Below are 14,062 nucleotides of genomic sequence, written 5' to 3' on the forward strand. Positions count from 1 at the left end.
GGGCGCAAACGCGACTGTCGTATGATGCGGTAATGGTAACGGGACACTAAAGCGGTAAAAATCCATGTGGAGGTGAGGAGACGGATTTGTGACAGGACGCCATCGCCTGACACGCCTGTTGTGGCGTGGGCTAGGGGAAAAACATGACATCTGTCACGAACCGAAACTACCACTCGTCAGTCTCTCTGGCGGCCATCGCGTTGGCTGCCGCGCTCGTTTGCGCTGCGCCTGCTTATGCGCAGGCACCTAAGTACAAACTCGACATTCCTTCTGAGAGTGCGGCCAAGGCCCTGAACGATTTTGCTCAGCAGGCCGGCCTCCAAATCCTGTTTCCTTATGAGGCTGCCGATGTCGGTCGGGTGCCTGCAATCAAGGGCGAATATACGCTCGAAGAAGCCCTGAAACTGATCCTCGCCGGTACTAACCTCGAAGTGGCCCGACAGGATGAGAAAACCATCTCGCTTCGGGTGGTTAAAAGCCCTTTGGCAGGGGCGGGAGACGAGGCGGTGGAGGTGATCGTCACCGGCACCCACATCCGAGGGGGTAATCCCACTTCGCCAGTGCACACCGTCACACGCAAGGACATCGAGCAATCAGGTTACTCCCAGATCGGGGACGTTATGCGGTCCTTGCCGGAGAACTTTTCGGGCGGACAGAACCCGGGGGTTATCGCCGCCGCCACAACCAATGTGAACAACTCCAACTTTTCCAGCGCCTCAACCGTCAATCTCCGCGGCCTCGGCTCAGATGCCACCCTTGTGCTACTGAACGGACATCGCATGGCCGCCGATGGTCATTTTCAGGCGTCTGACATCTCAGGCGTGCCGCTGGGCGCCGTACAACGAGTAGAGGTCGTGACCGATGGCGCCTCCGCCATCTACGGATCAGATGCCGTCGCCGGTGTCACCAACATCGTTCTGCGCCGTAATTACAGCGGTACGGAAATCAGCGGGCGAGTGGGCGTGACCGCCGAAGGGGGCGGATCAGAGCAGACCTGGTCGCTCTTAAGCGGGGTCAATTCTTCGAACTCATACCTGTTCGCGAGTTTTGAGATGTCAAGGCAAGGCGAAGTTACCGCAGCCGATCGTGAGGTCACAGCTTCGGCGCCTCCGACCTATTCTCTGATGCCCTACATGAAGCGCGCCTCGGCGTTCATTGGGGCCGGACACACCTTCAACGACTATCTTTCGGTGACCTTCGATGGCCTCGTCAATGAGCGCAAAACGCACTACACCGTCCAGTATTCGAGCACCTCGCCAGAATCCGTCATTGCGTTTGCCACACCGAGCTATTCGACGGCGGTGACGTTCGATGCCAGACTTCCGCGCGATTGGAAGCTGCACCTGACCGGCGTGGCCTCGGGCAGCCGCAACAGCAATTACATCCGCTATCCGGCTTTTGGCATCACCCTCAATAACATCACCAAAAACACCTTGCGTTCTCTTGAGTTAACGGCTGATGGGGTGGCTTTCTCTTTGCCGTCCGGGCCCGTGAAAGTGGCTGTGGGCGGAGGACGGCGTGAAGAGGCCTTCGTCCGAGGCTATGCAGGTACCTCCGGCTATCAGGACCGGTCCCGCACAGTCGATTACCTGTACGGCGAAGCGCACGCGCCCCTCGTCGCGCGATCAGACACCCGAACCGGGCTGCATGCGCTTGAGCTCAATCTGTCGGCCCGGGTGGAGGACTACAGCGACTTCGGCCAGAGCCGCAATCCGCGCGTCGGCCTGCGCTATGTCCCGGTTGAGGGTGTCATTGTCAGATCGACCTGGGGCAAGTCGTTTAAGGCCCCGACCTTCCTCCAGATGTACAACGCCAAATCTCTGGTCCTGCGTGACGCGGCCTTTGTGGGGGGACCCGCCACCGGCACCATTTTGATGACGCAAGGGGGGAACCCCGACCTGAAACCGGAACGGTCTGAGTCAGTGACGTTCGGCGTAGAATACCAGCCAGCTCAGATCGACAGCCTTACCCTAGGCGCCACCTGGTTCAAGATCGATTACACCGACCGCGTCGTTGTGCCGATCTCAAATATCACCGCAATCCTCTCTGATCCCATCTATGCGCCGTTTGTAAAATATAACCCCACCGTCGCTGAGCAAAATGCAGCTATGGCCGAGGCCGATCTCTTTTACAATTTTGCATCGGGTCCTTATGATCCTGCGGGCGTGATTGCCTTTATTCGCAGTGCGAACACAAATGCGGCGGCCCAAACGGTTTCCGGCGTCGATGTGTCCTATCGCCAAGGCTTTGATTGGGCAGAGGGCCGTCTGAATCTGTTTGCCAACGGCTCATGGGTCAAGCTTGAGCAGCAGACCATTTCGACCGTGCCGTCGCAGGAATTGTCGGGCACCATTTTCAACGTGCCGGATTTTAAAGCGCGCGGGGGCTTGTCCTGGCAACGTGGCGGTTTGACGGTCAACGCCATAGCCAATTACGTGTCTGCGTCGCGCGACACGGGCGTTCTTCCTGAGTACCGCATTGCCTCGTGGACGACGGTCGACGCCAATGTCGGATACGTGTTCGAGCGGGGTCAGGCCCTCACATCCGGCCTGAAAATCTCGCTGGCCGCGTCCAATCTCTTCGATAAGGCCCCGCCTTACGCCAAAAGCCCCGGGCTCGTGGGCCAGGGCATCACGTTCGATAGCACGAACGCCTCGGCCATGGGCCGCCAAATCAGCCTGACCGTGACCAAGGCTTGGTAGCATGTCCCAAAACTTATCTCATTGTAACGTCAGAGCGGGGATATCCGCTCTGACGATCGGCAGCGCTTTGGTCTGGAGCGGGGCAGCGTTTGCGGATGTCTGCGATTCCCTCCTGCCCACGGGTTCCGGGTCGGTGCCAGCGGTCGCGCGCGGCATCGTAGCCGATGATCTGCTGCGCCTGCGCGATTTTGGGCCGCCCGGCCATCCCAATATTCCGGACAAGCTGTTCACCGTCTCACCTGAACAGGACCGCATAGCCCTCCAGCTGCGCCGCGCCGATCCAAGCCAAAACGCGCACTGTTTCGCAATTGTGGTCCAGCCTTTGGACCCAAACGGATCGCCCGTGGTTATTGATAAAGGCGGAGAGTACCTCACCTTGCCCAGCAGCGGGCGGGGGCTCGCCGCCGTGCCTTCGGGCGTGCTGGTCAGTGACCCGCCGAAATGGTCCCCGGACGGACAATGGCTCGCCTATCTGCGCAAAGAAAACGGGACGATCCGCCTCTGGCGCGTTCGCTCGGACGGAAGCCGAGCCGGTCCGGCGGCCGAATTGCCCTTCGACCCTGAGAGTTTTGACTGGGGAGAGGCCGGCCAGACGCTTGTGGTTGTAGGTCGTCCAACTCTCAAGCAGGCGCAGGCGGACCTCATGGTTGCTGGGCGTGAGGGCCACATTCTCGACGACGCGTTAGTCCCGGGCGAGGGGAGCCTCCCTCAGCTCAAGGAGCCGATTGCGCGCGAGGTCTTTGTCATTGAGCTTCAGACGAAGACCGTTCGACCCGCGTCAGCCGAAGAGAGGGCCAGACTTCGGCCACCGGACCTGCCATCATGGACAGGCGCCACGCGGTTGACACGGGTTCGGAGCGACCAGGCCGCATCGGTTGTGGCTTTGCGACCGGAGGAACTGACGTCACCGACAGAGCTTCAGGTGACGCGTGCCGGGCGGGTCAGCGATGTCTGCGGCGATCCGCTCTGTTCGGGGATCGCCGACCTGTGGTGGCGGGATGAAAATCGTCTCGTGTTTCTCTCACGCCGCCCGGGGGATAGCCGGACACGGCTGTTGGAATGGACACGCCATCAGTCCAGACCCAGACAGATTCTGGAGACGGAGGACGTTCTTTTTGGCTGCCAGTTGGTCAGCGATCGCCTGATATGTGGCCATGAAGCCTCGAAGCAGCCGCGCCGTCTGATCTCGATTGATCTTCAGAGTGGCGAGAAGACCCCGCTGTTTGATCCCAATCCTGACTTTCAAACCATCGCCCTCGGCAGCGTTCAGCGCCTGCGTTGGACAAATGACCGAGGTATTGCGACCTACAGCGATCTCGTGCTGCCTCGCAACCATCGACCGGGTGACAGACATCCTCTGGTCATTGTTCAGTACATCACCCGCGGGTTTCTGCGCGGTGGGACCGGGGATGAGTACCCTATCTGGCTTCTGGCAGAGCAGGGGTTTGCGGTTCTGAGTTTCCAGCGGCCGCAGGATGTGGGGTGGGTCGCTGGCGTAAAATCACCCGACGAGGCCAACCGCGCGGGATTTCAGGATTGGGCCGATAGACGCAGTGTCCAGTCCTCCCTCGAAACGGGGCTGCAACGGGTCATCAATATGGGCGTAGTGCATCCCGACCGGATAGGGATCACCGGTCTAAGTGACGGCGCGTCTACCGCGCAGTTCGCGCTTATCCATGGGCCTCGCTTTGCGGCTGCCATCTTAAGCTCCTGCTGCGAGGACATCACGGGCATGATAACCCTGAACAGTCCCTCCAACGCCCAGTGGTTTCGCAAGATGGGTTATCCCGCGGCCGGTGACCGCGCCGAGGCGTTCTGGAAACCGGCAGCTTTGCTCTACAACGTCGATCAGGTGAAGACGCCGATCCTGTTGCAGATGCCCGACCGGGAGTATCTGGGAGCTTTGACCGCTTACAGTGCCTTGAAAGATGCGGGCACGCCCATCGAGCTTGTCGTCTACCCGGATGAATTCCACGTCAAAATTCAACCCGCCCATCGCGCGGCCATATATAGGCGTAACGTCGATTGGCTGCGGTTCTGGCTTATGGGCTTGGAAGACGACACGCCGTCAAAAGCGGATCAATATCGTCGTTGGCGCGCCTTGACGGCGGCGGCTTCGGCGGCAAAGACGAGCGCATCTCCGGGGCAGTAGCCGACGCTCGTTGCGGTCCCATTTCGTGTGTTCAGAAATGGGGCCGCCTTTTCTCAGGGTTTCGTGCCCCAATGTCGTACCCAGGCTTCGGCTTCGGCTAGTCCCGACAGGCGCAGGTATTGCATGGGATCGATGGCGCGCTCCGGATCCAGGGCGTCGTGGATGGCGACGGGGTCGATAAGCCGCAGGCGACGGAGTTCGCCGTTGACGAGCCGATCACAGAGTACGCGGCGGTTCCGGTCTATAATGTCGAAGGCAAAGCTATCGGGACCGCCCTTTGATCGCCGTTGAACAATCTCCGCCGGTAGATCACCCGCGAACGCCAGCCGCGCGATACTCCGGTCACGTCCGCCGCGGACCCATTCCCAGGTGGGTATCCGTAGACAAGCCTCGACAATGGGCTGCGACAGCAATGGATTTATCTGCGGCGGCGTGTCGTCACGTGAAAACCCGTCAATCGTTCCCTGAATGCGGACGAGTTTGACGATATGCGCAGCCTTGCCGGGCAAGGCCCCCTTCGGCGGCGTGAGCCACGGGTGGCCGCTGATCCGGTCTGCCTGGGCGACGACGTCGGGATGCAGAAAAGAGTCGTCGTATAGCCAGCGATAGGGACGGTTGCCTGCGAGCGCCTTCTCGATGGCCAGGCCTCCAATCTCCCAGACACTGGCACCTGTCAGGGCGCAGATGTCCATGAGTGTTCCGAGGCTTTCGGTCCTCAGCCCCCGCGCGTACGCGCTGTCAACCAGTGGGGTGCCAGAATGCATGCTGCAAAAAACATTGTCACCCCCAATGCCTGTCATCAGAGCGTCTATGCCTCTCTCTCGAACGATCCGCAACTTTGCGGCATGTTCGCCCTGGCCATAGGCGTACTGAACCGGGCGCGGGAGATGAGAAGCGCTGGAGCGGGTCACGTCGATATCGGTCATATCGTATTGGGCTTCCGTGATCTCGACCTTCAAATGCGCTGCGAGGACGCGGGCATAGGCGCGTTCGTCTCCAACCGCCTCATTGGTGGCGAGGGTGAGGTAGCTCGCCCTATGGCCACCCGTTTTGAGGCAGGCGGTCAGAATGGATGAATCGAGCCCGCCCGACACGGACAGGAGGGTGTGAGCGAAACGCCCGGCCCAGGCATTCACACAGGCCAAAACGACGGTGCGAAGGTCTGACGCGAGGTCCTCGGGAGAGGTTTCGGACAAGGGTTCAACAAAGTCCCACGGTGACCAGATAGCGGTGAGACCTTGTCCGCGAGCCCCGACGCTCAGTCGAAACCCCGCCAGCAATTCCTCGATTCCGCTCAGACAGGTCCGAGCGTCTCTCAGGTCATAAGACATTAAGAACCGTGCCAGGGCCGCCGTATCGACCGTCGGGCTCTGTTGGGAGGCAAGCGAAAGCGCCGTTATATCTGATGCGAAGATCCAGTCCTGCCGACTATGGGTGTAGACGCACGGCATCGCGCCAGAGGGATCGCGCAAGACATGGATCGTGTGTCCGTCAGCGTCAGTGACAAAAGCGACGTATCCGCCCCAGCAGGCTGTGACCAGCAACCGACCCTGAGTCTCAACGATCTCTTGGGAAAACGGATTGGCGAGTGTCGTCACCACCTGAAAGTCAGGTCGGTTGAAGAGGTGACCGGCGACCGCCCCTGATTGATCAGCCAGTGGCAGCCCGACGTCGGCACCATTAGTAAATACGGACAAGCGCTTACTGGCGCACACGCATTGCCATTGTCCCCCCTTCAATCGGTCGCGGAGATGGGCATGGGCGTCACCATCGTCGGAAACGAGGCCGATAAATCGCGGGGCCATTGTCATATCAAAACTATGGGTGTGAAGGGCCTGACTTCGTCGAAGACATCGCTGAGAACAGTGCCCCGGTACTGGACCCAGGCGTGGGCTCCAAAGGGCTTCGTTTTGACACCAATTATCAGATCGACGGGTATGTCCCGGTTCATGAGATAACGCGTCATAGCCATCGACCACGGTAGGCATTTATCGTGCGTCGGCAGAAGCCACCGCGTATCGAGCATGGGTTTAGCATGGGCCACAGCCGCCTCCAGAGGGGGCGAGGTTTTCAGCCGTCTGATGAGGTTGGCTTTTTTCCGACGCAAGACCGGAAAATAACCGTCTGGTCTTTGCCATTGCGCGCGAAACGACCATTCCCAGCGTGCAAAGAGGGCCTTTACGAGGTCGCTGGAGAAGGTCAGTCGCGTGGGTTCATCGGCGCGCCCCACAGTCGGTCGATCAATGTTCGCCAGCGCCAGCCTATCCCCAGTGGCCGCTGTTCGGGTTAGCAGACCAGTAGGCAAGAGGGGGCCTGCGACGGCCTCGGCGTCCTCGTCTGTGGCGGTGCCGGCCAGCAGGCGTTTAAAGGGGGAAAGCAGATCGGGTGACAGGGCCGAATACGTGTCCGCCCGTTCGTCGAGAAACACCACCTGATCGTTGGCAAGACACGCGTGTACGTGTGAGGGAAAAACCAGTCCCATGGGCTTTGTACCGTTGAAAAGCGAAGCGTCAGGACCCCGATCACGGGTTCGATGATTCAGGCGAGGCGCGTAGGAAGAAGGCGTGGTCTCGGTGACCACGCCTCCTGATCTCAGTCGGCGGACGGCCAGGGCGTCGCACGCATCTGAGTTTGACCGGCATCCGGCGCCGGGAAGGGGGCTTCACCCTGGGTTACGCGGCTGGCGCGACCCATTGTGAGCAGGCCTGCCTTTTGGCTGGCAACGGGCTTTGATGGCTTGAACATGATAGTCTCCACTAGGGCGAGAGGAAGAGGGATAAGCCCGGCGACGACGGGTGCGCCGCTGGGCCCGCGGAGGTTTAGTCGGCCGATGGACCGAGGTGGTCGCGGCACTGGACCTGTCCCGCATCAGGTGCCGGGAACAGGCTCTGCCCCCGGGTTTGGCGACTGGCGCGGCCGAGGGAGAGCGCACCAGCGGTCAGACAGACCTGCGGTTTCACATGTTTGGACATGGAAAACTCCAGAGATTGGAAGGTTAAAGGGAGGCGCCGTGGCGATGGATCGTCCCAGCGCCCGGCGCGCTTAGTCGACCGAAGGGCCGATCTGATTGCGCTTCTGGACCTGCCCGGCGTCCGGCTTCTCATAAAGGCTTTCGCCTTTCGTCTGCCGGCTGGCCGTGCCAAGGGCAATGAGGCCCGGGGTGATCGAACGCTTGGTCATCATACACTCCTGTAGGTTTGAGTTAGAAAAGCCATGGGGATCATGGCCAACTCAAAATTACGCCCTTGAGGCGAGTGTTCTGGCAGGGATACTTCCGGGATACCCCGAATGTTCAGCACGTGGCGGGCGTGCCGGGTCGGAGAGGCTATTGCGACCGGCCCCGATAGGCGTCGGCCACAATGTCCGACAGTTTCGACAGGCGTCGATGATAGTAGCGTTTCAGGCGCCTGCGCAGCGCATCGGGATTGGTCTCTTTTAAGGCTTCAAGCAGGCCCGCAATCTCCGGTTCAAGGGTGAATGCCTGGGAGGGCGCGGTGCGGCGAATAGCGCTCAGGTGCGCCGACACATTGGCCAGTGCGGCCCGGTACACCGTGTTGCCGCTGCCCTCCGCAATCAGCGAAAGAACGCCTTCAATGCTTTCCTCTGTGAGGGGCTCAAGCGGCAGCTCTGGCGGTGCGGGCGGCAGGCCACCGTCGCGGATCGCCAGAAGCACAATGTCCTGCTCCCAGTTATAAAGCTCACGCAGCGACTGAACCGTCACCCGCGGCCGGTAAAACCCATCATGGGCCTGAGCGGCCAGAAGGCCCTCTCCGACCAACCGGTTGAGAATATTGCGGATCGGCGACTTGCTGACATGGTGTTGCTCGCACAGGGCTTTGATGTTGAGGCGCTCTCCCGGCAGAATGCGGCCGGAGAGCAGCTCGCGCTTCACCTCCAGATAGAGCGTCTCTACAACAGAGTCCTGTACGGACATGCGCCCGCTCCCTTCACACGCGCGAGGCTGAAAATGGGGGCCTCCGGTCGCTCGCTGCCGTCAGATCGATCCGACATCATCAGACGTCCGGCAACCCCTCTTGCGCGGCATGGTAGTGGAAGCGGGCCCCGTCATCAATATGTCATAAAACGACGTCGAGGCCGTTTAAGCCGCTAATGGGGGTGGTTGATTAGGTTCACGAGTTGCGGCACGAGCGCCTTTCGTCGGTCAAAATAGGCCTGCAGCAGGGTCTCCAGCCGCGCCATGTCCCGATCCGCCCAAGCCCTGGCTAAAGCGTCCAGCTCCTGCGCCCGATCCGGTATCAGCGCCGCCTCATAGGGCCGGACCTGTCGCATGATCTCATTCATCCGCGCCATCTGCCGTGACAACAGCGGATTCTGCATCCCGTTCACCACCTCGCAAAACAGGCGCTCGGTCGCCACCGTCACCTCGGCCTCCTCGCCTAACGAGCCGTGCGGGGACAGAGGCGGGACGTCAGTCATGGCAACGCTCTCAGGGTCAGGGCCCCGTCACAATGACACGAATGCCAGAGGCGTTCAATCCAGAGGTGCGGCCCGCTGTTTTGTGCGTGATGGGCACCTTTAAGGGCTAAGGGCGCCGCCCTCGCGCCGGTCAAGAACCCTTCTGGCGGTCTCCCCGTCTTCCTTCGCTCACCTGAGCCCCGGCGGCACGACGCCACGTCCGTGCAGCCGGGCGATACCCCTCCGCCAGAACGGCCCTGACCGTTGCTACCCCGGTCTCGCCGACGGGCAGGGTTTCAGCGCGGCCTTTTGCCCGCTGAAACCCAAGCTTGAAAAGGAACGGACTATGTCTAAATCTGCTTTAAAATTGACGTCTGCCGCCGTTGTGCCGTCCGGGGTTCAGACCCTGATCCCTCTGGATCGGCTCCTCAAATCTCCCGACAATGCCCGCAAAACCCCGCACAGCGCCGCCGCTCTGGCCGCGCTTCGCGCCAGTATCGCCGCCAAGGGCCTCCTGCAAAACCTCATCGTCAAGCCCGAAGTGGATGAGGCCGGGGCCGAAACCGGCTTCTACTACGTCACCGCAGGCGAGGGGCGCAGGCTTGCCCAGATTGCCCGCGCCAAGGACGCCGAAATCCCCCGCGATACCCTCGTCCCTTGCGTCATCCGCGACAGCGACGACGCCCACGAGGTCAGTCTGGACGAAAACGTCACCCGCGAGGCCATGACCCCCGCCGATCAGTATGAAGCCTTCCGTGCCCTCAATATCGATCGGGGTATGGACGCTGCCGATATCGCGGCCCGTTTCGGCGTCTCGGAGCACGTCGTCAAACAACGTCTGCGTCTCGGTGCGGTCTCGCCCATCCTCCTACAGGCTCTGCGCGACGAAAAACTCACCCTGACGCAACTCATGGCCTACACCGTCAATGCCGATCACGCCCGCCAAGAGGCCGTCTTTGACCGCCTCAAGGGCAGTTATGCCGATCCCTACCATATCCGCCGCCTGCTCACCGAAGGGCAGGTCCCCGCGCAGGATCGCCGCGCCCGCTTTATAGGCGCAGACGCTTATGAAGCCGCAGGCGGCGTCATCGCCCGCGACCTCTTTACCGAAGAAGGCGGCGGCTATTTTACCGATGCGGGCCTGCTCGACCAGCTGGTCCTCGACCGCCTGACGGCGCTCGCCACCGAAACCCAGACCGCCGAAGGCTGGAAATGGTCCGCTGCCGCGCTCGATTACCCCTATGCGCACGGTTGGGGGCGCGTCTACCCGCAAACCGTGCCCCTGTCACCTGAGGCCGCAGAGCAACTGCAGGCGAAGCAACAGGCGCTCGAAGACCTGTTAGCCCCGTTTGAAGGGGCCGACGAACTGCCCGACGAAATCGATCAGGCCGCAGGCGTCCTCGAAGCGGAGATCGCCGCCCTCGAAGCCCCTCAGGACGCCTATGATCCGCAAGATATCGCGCGCGGCGGTGTCTTCGTCACCCTGCTGAGCGACGGTGGCGCGGCCATTCATCGCGGGCTGATCCGCCCGGAAGACGAACTGCCCGAACCCGATACCCCCGCTGACGAAACCGAAGACCTTGCCGCTCACCCGGAGGATGCGTCGGAAGACGGGGAGGGTGAAGGTGAAGGCGAAGGGGCAGAGCCGCACACTGAGGATACCGAGGACGCGTGCGAAACCGGGCCCCTTTCTGATCTTCTGTTACGGGACCTGACCACCCACTGGACGCTGGCGCTCCGCTATACGCTGGCCGAACAGCCGGAACTCGCCGCCCGCTTTCTCGTCCATAAGCTGGCCCTCGACACCTTCTATCGGCAGCGCAGCGTCACCTGTCTCGACATCACCGCGCGCAGCGTCTCGATTGAGAGCTTCGCAGAAGGCCTCGACGACACCCCAACCGCTGCCGCGCTCTCTGCCCGTCACGAGGCATGGGCGGCAGGTCTGCCCGACAACCCCGCCGATCTGTGGACCCATCTTCTGACGCTCAGCCCCGAAACCCTCGGGTCGTTGATGGCCCATTGCACGGCCCTGACGGTCTTTGCCGTGCGTCAGGCCTATATGCCTGCCGCCCCCTATGTGGCCTCGCTGAGGATGGCGCGCGACCTGCGTCTGAACATGACCGACCACTGGACACCTACGGCGCGCAGCTATTTCAGCCGCGTGACCAAGGGGCAAATCCTCGCCGCCGTGCGCGAAGCCGTGGGCGATGAGGCCGCCAACCGCCTTCACAAGCTGAAAAAGCCCGAGATGGCCGAAGCCGCCGAGCAACTGGTGCAGGGCACGGGCTGGCTGCCCGCCTGCCTGCGCACCCCTGCCGCGCCGGAAGACGCAGCGCAAGGGCTTGTGGCCTTGCCGCCCTCGGAGGCAAAGCCCGACCTGCCCGAAGCGGCGGAGTAGGTATGACCGGGGCCGCGTCAGCGGTCCCGGTTTTCAGTTTCGCCCATCTCTGAGGGGGCACGGGATGCGCCTTTCGGGACGGGCCGACGCAAGGGCGACCGCGACGATGGAGGTCTGAACGCAACCGGACCTTAGGCGCGCAACAGGCTTTGGGGGCTTTTTTCCGCCGCGCTTCGCGCTTTGCATCGCGAGGCAAAAAAGCGCCCCGCCGCCCGTCCTTCGGCCCTGCGGGTGCGCGCGGTCCGGCCCCGTTCGCAGCGACCCCATCGCGGTCGCGATTGGCGCGGCCCCGACCACAGAAAGGTACACCCCTATGTCTATCATCGGCACGTTTGTAAAATCCGACACCGGCTTTACCGGCACCATCAAGACCGTCTCGCTGAACTTCAAAGCGCGTCTGGTCGAAACCGAAGGCGGCTCTGAAAACGCCCCTGACTACCGCATCTACAGTGGCGCCGCCGAAGTCGGCGCGGGCTGGAAACGCACCGCCGAAAACAGCCGCGCCTACATCTCGATCAAGCTCGATGATCCGTCCTTCCCCCATCCGATCTATGCGAGCCTGTTCGAAGGCGAAGACCCCGACACCTTCAACCTCCTCTGGTCGCGTCCGCGCAGCCAGTAACCGCCCCCCATCCGGTCTCAATCGGCCTCGCCGCACACGCGGCGGGGCCTTTTTGTGCTGCCAAAAAAGGGGAGGAGGGAGCGGCCCCGGTCCCCGGAGCCGCTCGCGTCACCGGAATCGAGGGGGGGGGATGAGCCCGGTGACGAGACTGACGCTAACGGAAGGCGCGCCCCCCGGCCACACACAAGCGCGTGAGGGGAGCATCCTGGAAAAGGGCTAAGGGCTCCGCCCTCGCGCCGGTCAAGGGGGTGTCCCTTCGGTCCCGATGACGGCGGTTTCCCCAACCTTCCTTGGCTTACGCCGGCGTGCAGGTTGGGTGATCCCCCACCGCCGCCATCGCCCCTGACCGTTGCGACCCCGCTCTCGCCGAGGGGCAGGGTTTCAGCGCGGTAAAGGCGCTGCAACCCAAGCCCAAAGGAGACTTTTCCATGATGAACGATACCCCTATTTCCGCCCCCGTAACCGAGGCCTTCAAGGTCAATCCCTATCGCGGCACCGTCAATAGCCGCGTCTCCGGTCAGTGGTTTTCACGGCCTGATGATCAGCGGTTTTTAAGTCTCGATGACCTCTTTGCCCATACCCGCCAGCGCCGCGACACCGCCCATGTGCGCACCGTCGCCTCTGACTCGGTACGCGTCATTGCCGAGCGTGACGACCTTGAGAGTCTGCGGCTGGTCTGCCCCGGCCGCGATACCCCGACGGCCCCCACACACTGGTCATTTGGTCAGTTGTGCGGACTGGTCGGCGCACCGTCCGGCTATCTGCGCCAGCTCCCGGCCCCGCTTGCGGCCATCAACCTGCAGCATGGTCTGCTCAACCACCGCGCCGAACTTATCAAGACGCTCGAAACCGACACGGGCGGGCTTGAATTGCGCGCCGTCACGGGGCCGGACTATGGCCGCATCTGGGATTATGAACTGGTGCAGGCCGTGCAAAAGATTGCCGGAAATGGGCTTGGCGATACGCGCTGGAAGGTCCCCGGGGTGCTCGACTGGGGCACCATGACCCACAATCCCTTTGTCGATGTGACGAAGGACACGACGACCCTTTACGCCTCAGATCGCGACGTGTTTCTCTTCCTAGTGGACGACACCCACCCCATCGAAGCCGGGCGTCTGCCCAATGGCGAGCCTGATCTTTATTTCCGGGGCTTCTATGCGTGGAACTCCGAAGTGGGCTCAAAAACGCTCGGGATTGCCTCCTTTTATCTGCGCGCCGTGTGCCAGAACCGCAATCTCTGGGGCGTCGAAAACTTTCAGGAAATCACCATTCGTCACAGCAAAAATGCCGCGAGCCGCTTTGCGTGGGAGGCCGCTCCCGCCCTGACTAAATTCGCCAATTCCTCGCCCTCGGCCTTCATTGAAGGCATTAAGGCCGCGCGTGAAACCGTCGTCGCGAGGACCGAAGAAGACCGTGAAGAGTTCCTGAAAAAGCGCGGCTTCTCCAAGCCCGAGACCGCGAAAATCATCGAAACCGTGCTCAATGAAGAGGGCAAAAAGCCCGAAAGCGTCTTCGATTTTGTGCAAGGTCTGACCGCTCTGGCGCGTTCAAAACCGCATCAGGACGCGCGTCTCGACCTCGAAACCAAGGCCCGAAAACTGATGGCCGCTGTCCTCTGACGCATCCCCGCCGTGTGGTCTCACTGGCCGCGCGGCCTCCCTTTTTTAGGTGGGTCTCGGTGGTATCGGAGGCCGCGGCTCGCCATGCCTGCGGCATGGCTCGCGAGGTCGATAGGGTGCGTTGGGGCACACGTGGAGACAGGGGAGTCGGAT

12 protein-coding genes are annotated in these 14,062 nt (G+C 61.8%); 5 read left to right on the top strand and 7 right to left on the bottom strand.

Features of this window, described 5'->3' with window-relative positions:
- The first annotated feature begins 143 nt into the window (after positions 1-143).
- Entirely contained in the window at positions 144-2,702 is a 2,559-nt protein-coding gene (locus AACH73_RS12335; RefSeq protein ID WP_338736117.1) for a TonB-dependent receptor, read from the top strand.
- A 1-nt stretch (position 2,703) separates the two neighbouring features.
- On the top strand, positions 2,704-4,854 hold the full coding sequence (locus tag AACH73_RS12340) for an Atxe2 family lasso peptide isopeptidase (RefSeq protein ID WP_338736118.1): 2,151 nt from the start codon (positions 2,704-2,706) through the stop codon (positions 4,852-4,854).
- 53 nt (positions 4,855-4,907) lie between these two features.
- On the opposite strand, the gene AACH73_RS12345 is transcribed toward AACH73_RS12340, so the two are convergent.
- From AACH73_RS12345 to AACH73_RS12375, 7 genes are all read right to left on the bottom strand, one after another.
- On the bottom strand, positions 4,908-6,659 hold the full coding sequence (locus AACH73_RS12345; RefSeq protein WP_338736119.1) for an asparagine synthetase B family protein: 1,752 nt from the start codon (positions 6,657-6,659) through the stop codon (positions 4,908-4,910).
- A gap of 2 nt (positions 6,660-6,661) precedes the next feature.
- A complete protein-coding gene (locus AACH73_RS12350) occupies positions 6,662-7,435 on the bottom strand; it encodes a lasso peptide biosynthesis B2 protein (protein ID WP_338736120.1) in 774 nt (257 codons plus the stop codon).
- 11 nt (positions 7,436-7,446) lie between these two features.
- Positions 7,447-7,599: a hypothetical protein gene (locus AACH73_RS12355; protein ID WP_298325485.1), complete on the bottom strand. Its 153-nt coding sequence runs from the start codon at positions 7,597-7,599 to the stop codon at positions 7,447-7,449.
- Positions 7,600-7,673: 74 nt separating this feature from the next.
- Positions 7,674-7,826: a hypothetical protein gene (locus AACH73_RS12360; protein ID WP_298325482.1), complete on the bottom strand. Its 153-nt coding sequence runs from the start codon at positions 7,824-7,826 to the stop codon at positions 7,674-7,676.
- A 70-nt stretch (positions 7,827-7,896) separates the two neighbouring features.
- Positions 7,897-8,037: a hypothetical protein gene (locus tag AACH73_RS12365; RefSeq protein ID WP_338736121.1), complete on the bottom strand. Its 141-nt coding sequence runs from the start codon at positions 8,035-8,037 to the stop codon at positions 7,897-7,899.
- Positions 8,038-8,179: 142 nt separating this feature from the next.
- On the bottom strand, positions 8,180-8,788 hold the full coding sequence (locus AACH73_RS12370; protein ID WP_338736122.1) for a GntR family transcriptional regulator: 609 nt from the start codon (positions 8,786-8,788) through the stop codon (positions 8,180-8,182).
- Positions 8,789-8,961: 173 nt separating this feature from the next.
- Positions 8,962-9,291 carry a hypothetical protein gene (locus tag AACH73_RS12375; protein ID WP_338736123.1) on the bottom strand — a complete coding sequence of 110 codons (330 nt, stop codon included), beginning with the start codon at positions 9,289-9,291 and terminating at the stop codon, positions 8,962-8,964.
- Between the two features lie 325 nt (positions 9,292-9,616).
- On the opposite strand from AACH73_RS12375, the gene AACH73_RS12380 reads away from it, so the two are divergent.
- The 3 genes from AACH73_RS12380 (at position 9,617) to AACH73_RS12390 (ending at position 13,909) form a co-directional block, all read left to right on the top strand.
- Entirely contained in the window at positions 9,617-11,668 is a 2,052-nt protein-coding gene (locus AACH73_RS12380; RefSeq protein WP_338736124.1) for a ParB N-terminal domain-containing protein, read from the top strand.
- A gap of 313 nt (positions 11,669-11,981) precedes the next feature.
- Positions 11,982-12,290: a DUF736 domain-containing protein gene (locus AACH73_RS12385; RefSeq protein ID WP_298325465.1), complete on the top strand. Its 309-nt coding sequence runs from the start codon at positions 11,982-11,984 to the stop codon at positions 12,288-12,290.
- A 428-nt stretch (positions 12,291-12,718) separates the two neighbouring features.
- A complete protein-coding gene (locus AACH73_RS12390) occupies positions 12,719-13,909 on the top strand; it encodes a DUF932 domain-containing protein (protein WP_338736125.1) in 1,191 nt (396 codons plus the stop codon).
- Positions 13,910-14,062 lie beyond the last annotated feature (153 nt).

Source organism: Asticcacaulis sp. DW145 (assembly GCF_037101385.1).
In the GTDB taxonomy this organism is placed as follows: Bacteria; Pseudomonadota; Alphaproteobacteria; order Caulobacterales; family Caulobacteraceae; genus Asticcacaulis; species Asticcacaulis currens.

What these genes read in the sequence shown, in the direction of transcription:
- AACH73_RS12335 (WP_338736117.1), top strand. Translation starts at nt 144, where the DNA reads ATGACATCTGTCACGAACCGAAACTACCACTCGTCAGTCTCTCTGGCG.
- AACH73_RS12340 (WP_338736118.1), top strand. Translation starts at nt 2,704, where the DNA reads ATGTCCCAAAACTTATCTCATTGTAACGTCAGAGCGGGGATATCCGCT.
- AACH73_RS12345 (WP_338736119.1), bottom strand. Translation starts at nt 6,659, where the DNA reads ATGGCCCCGCGATTTATCGGCCTCGTTTCCGACGATGGTGACGCCCAT.
- AACH73_RS12355 (WP_298325485.1), bottom strand. Translation starts at nt 7,599, where the DNA reads ATGTTCAAGCCATCAAAGCCCGTTGCCAGCCAAAAGGCAGGCCTGCTC.
- AACH73_RS12360 (WP_298325482.1), bottom strand. Translation starts at nt 7,826, where the DNA reads ATGTCCAAACATGTGAAACCGCAGGTCTGTCTGACCGCTGGTGCGCTC.
- AACH73_RS12365 (WP_338736121.1), bottom strand. Translation starts at nt 8,037, where the DNA reads ATGATGACCAAGCGTTCGATCACCCCGGGCCTCATTGCCCTTGGCACG.
- AACH73_RS12370 (WP_338736122.1), bottom strand. Translation starts at nt 8,788, where the DNA reads ATGTCCGTACAGGACTCTGTTGTAGAGACGCTCTATCTGGAGGTGAAG.
- AACH73_RS12375 (WP_338736123.1), bottom strand. Translation starts at nt 9,291, where the DNA reads ATGACTGACGTCCCGCCTCTGTCCCCGCACGGCTCGTTAGGCGAGGAG.
- AACH73_RS12380 (WP_338736124.1), top strand. Translation starts at nt 9,617, where the DNA reads ATGTCTAAATCTGCTTTAAAATTGACGTCTGCCGCCGTTGTGCCGTCC.
- AACH73_RS12385 (WP_298325465.1), top strand. Translation starts at nt 11,982, where the DNA reads ATGTCTATCATCGGCACGTTTGTAAAATCCGACACCGGCTTTACCGGC.
- AACH73_RS12390 (WP_338736125.1), top strand. Translation starts at nt 12,719, where the DNA reads ATGATGAACGATACCCCTATTTCCGCCCCCGTAACCGAGGCCTTCAAG.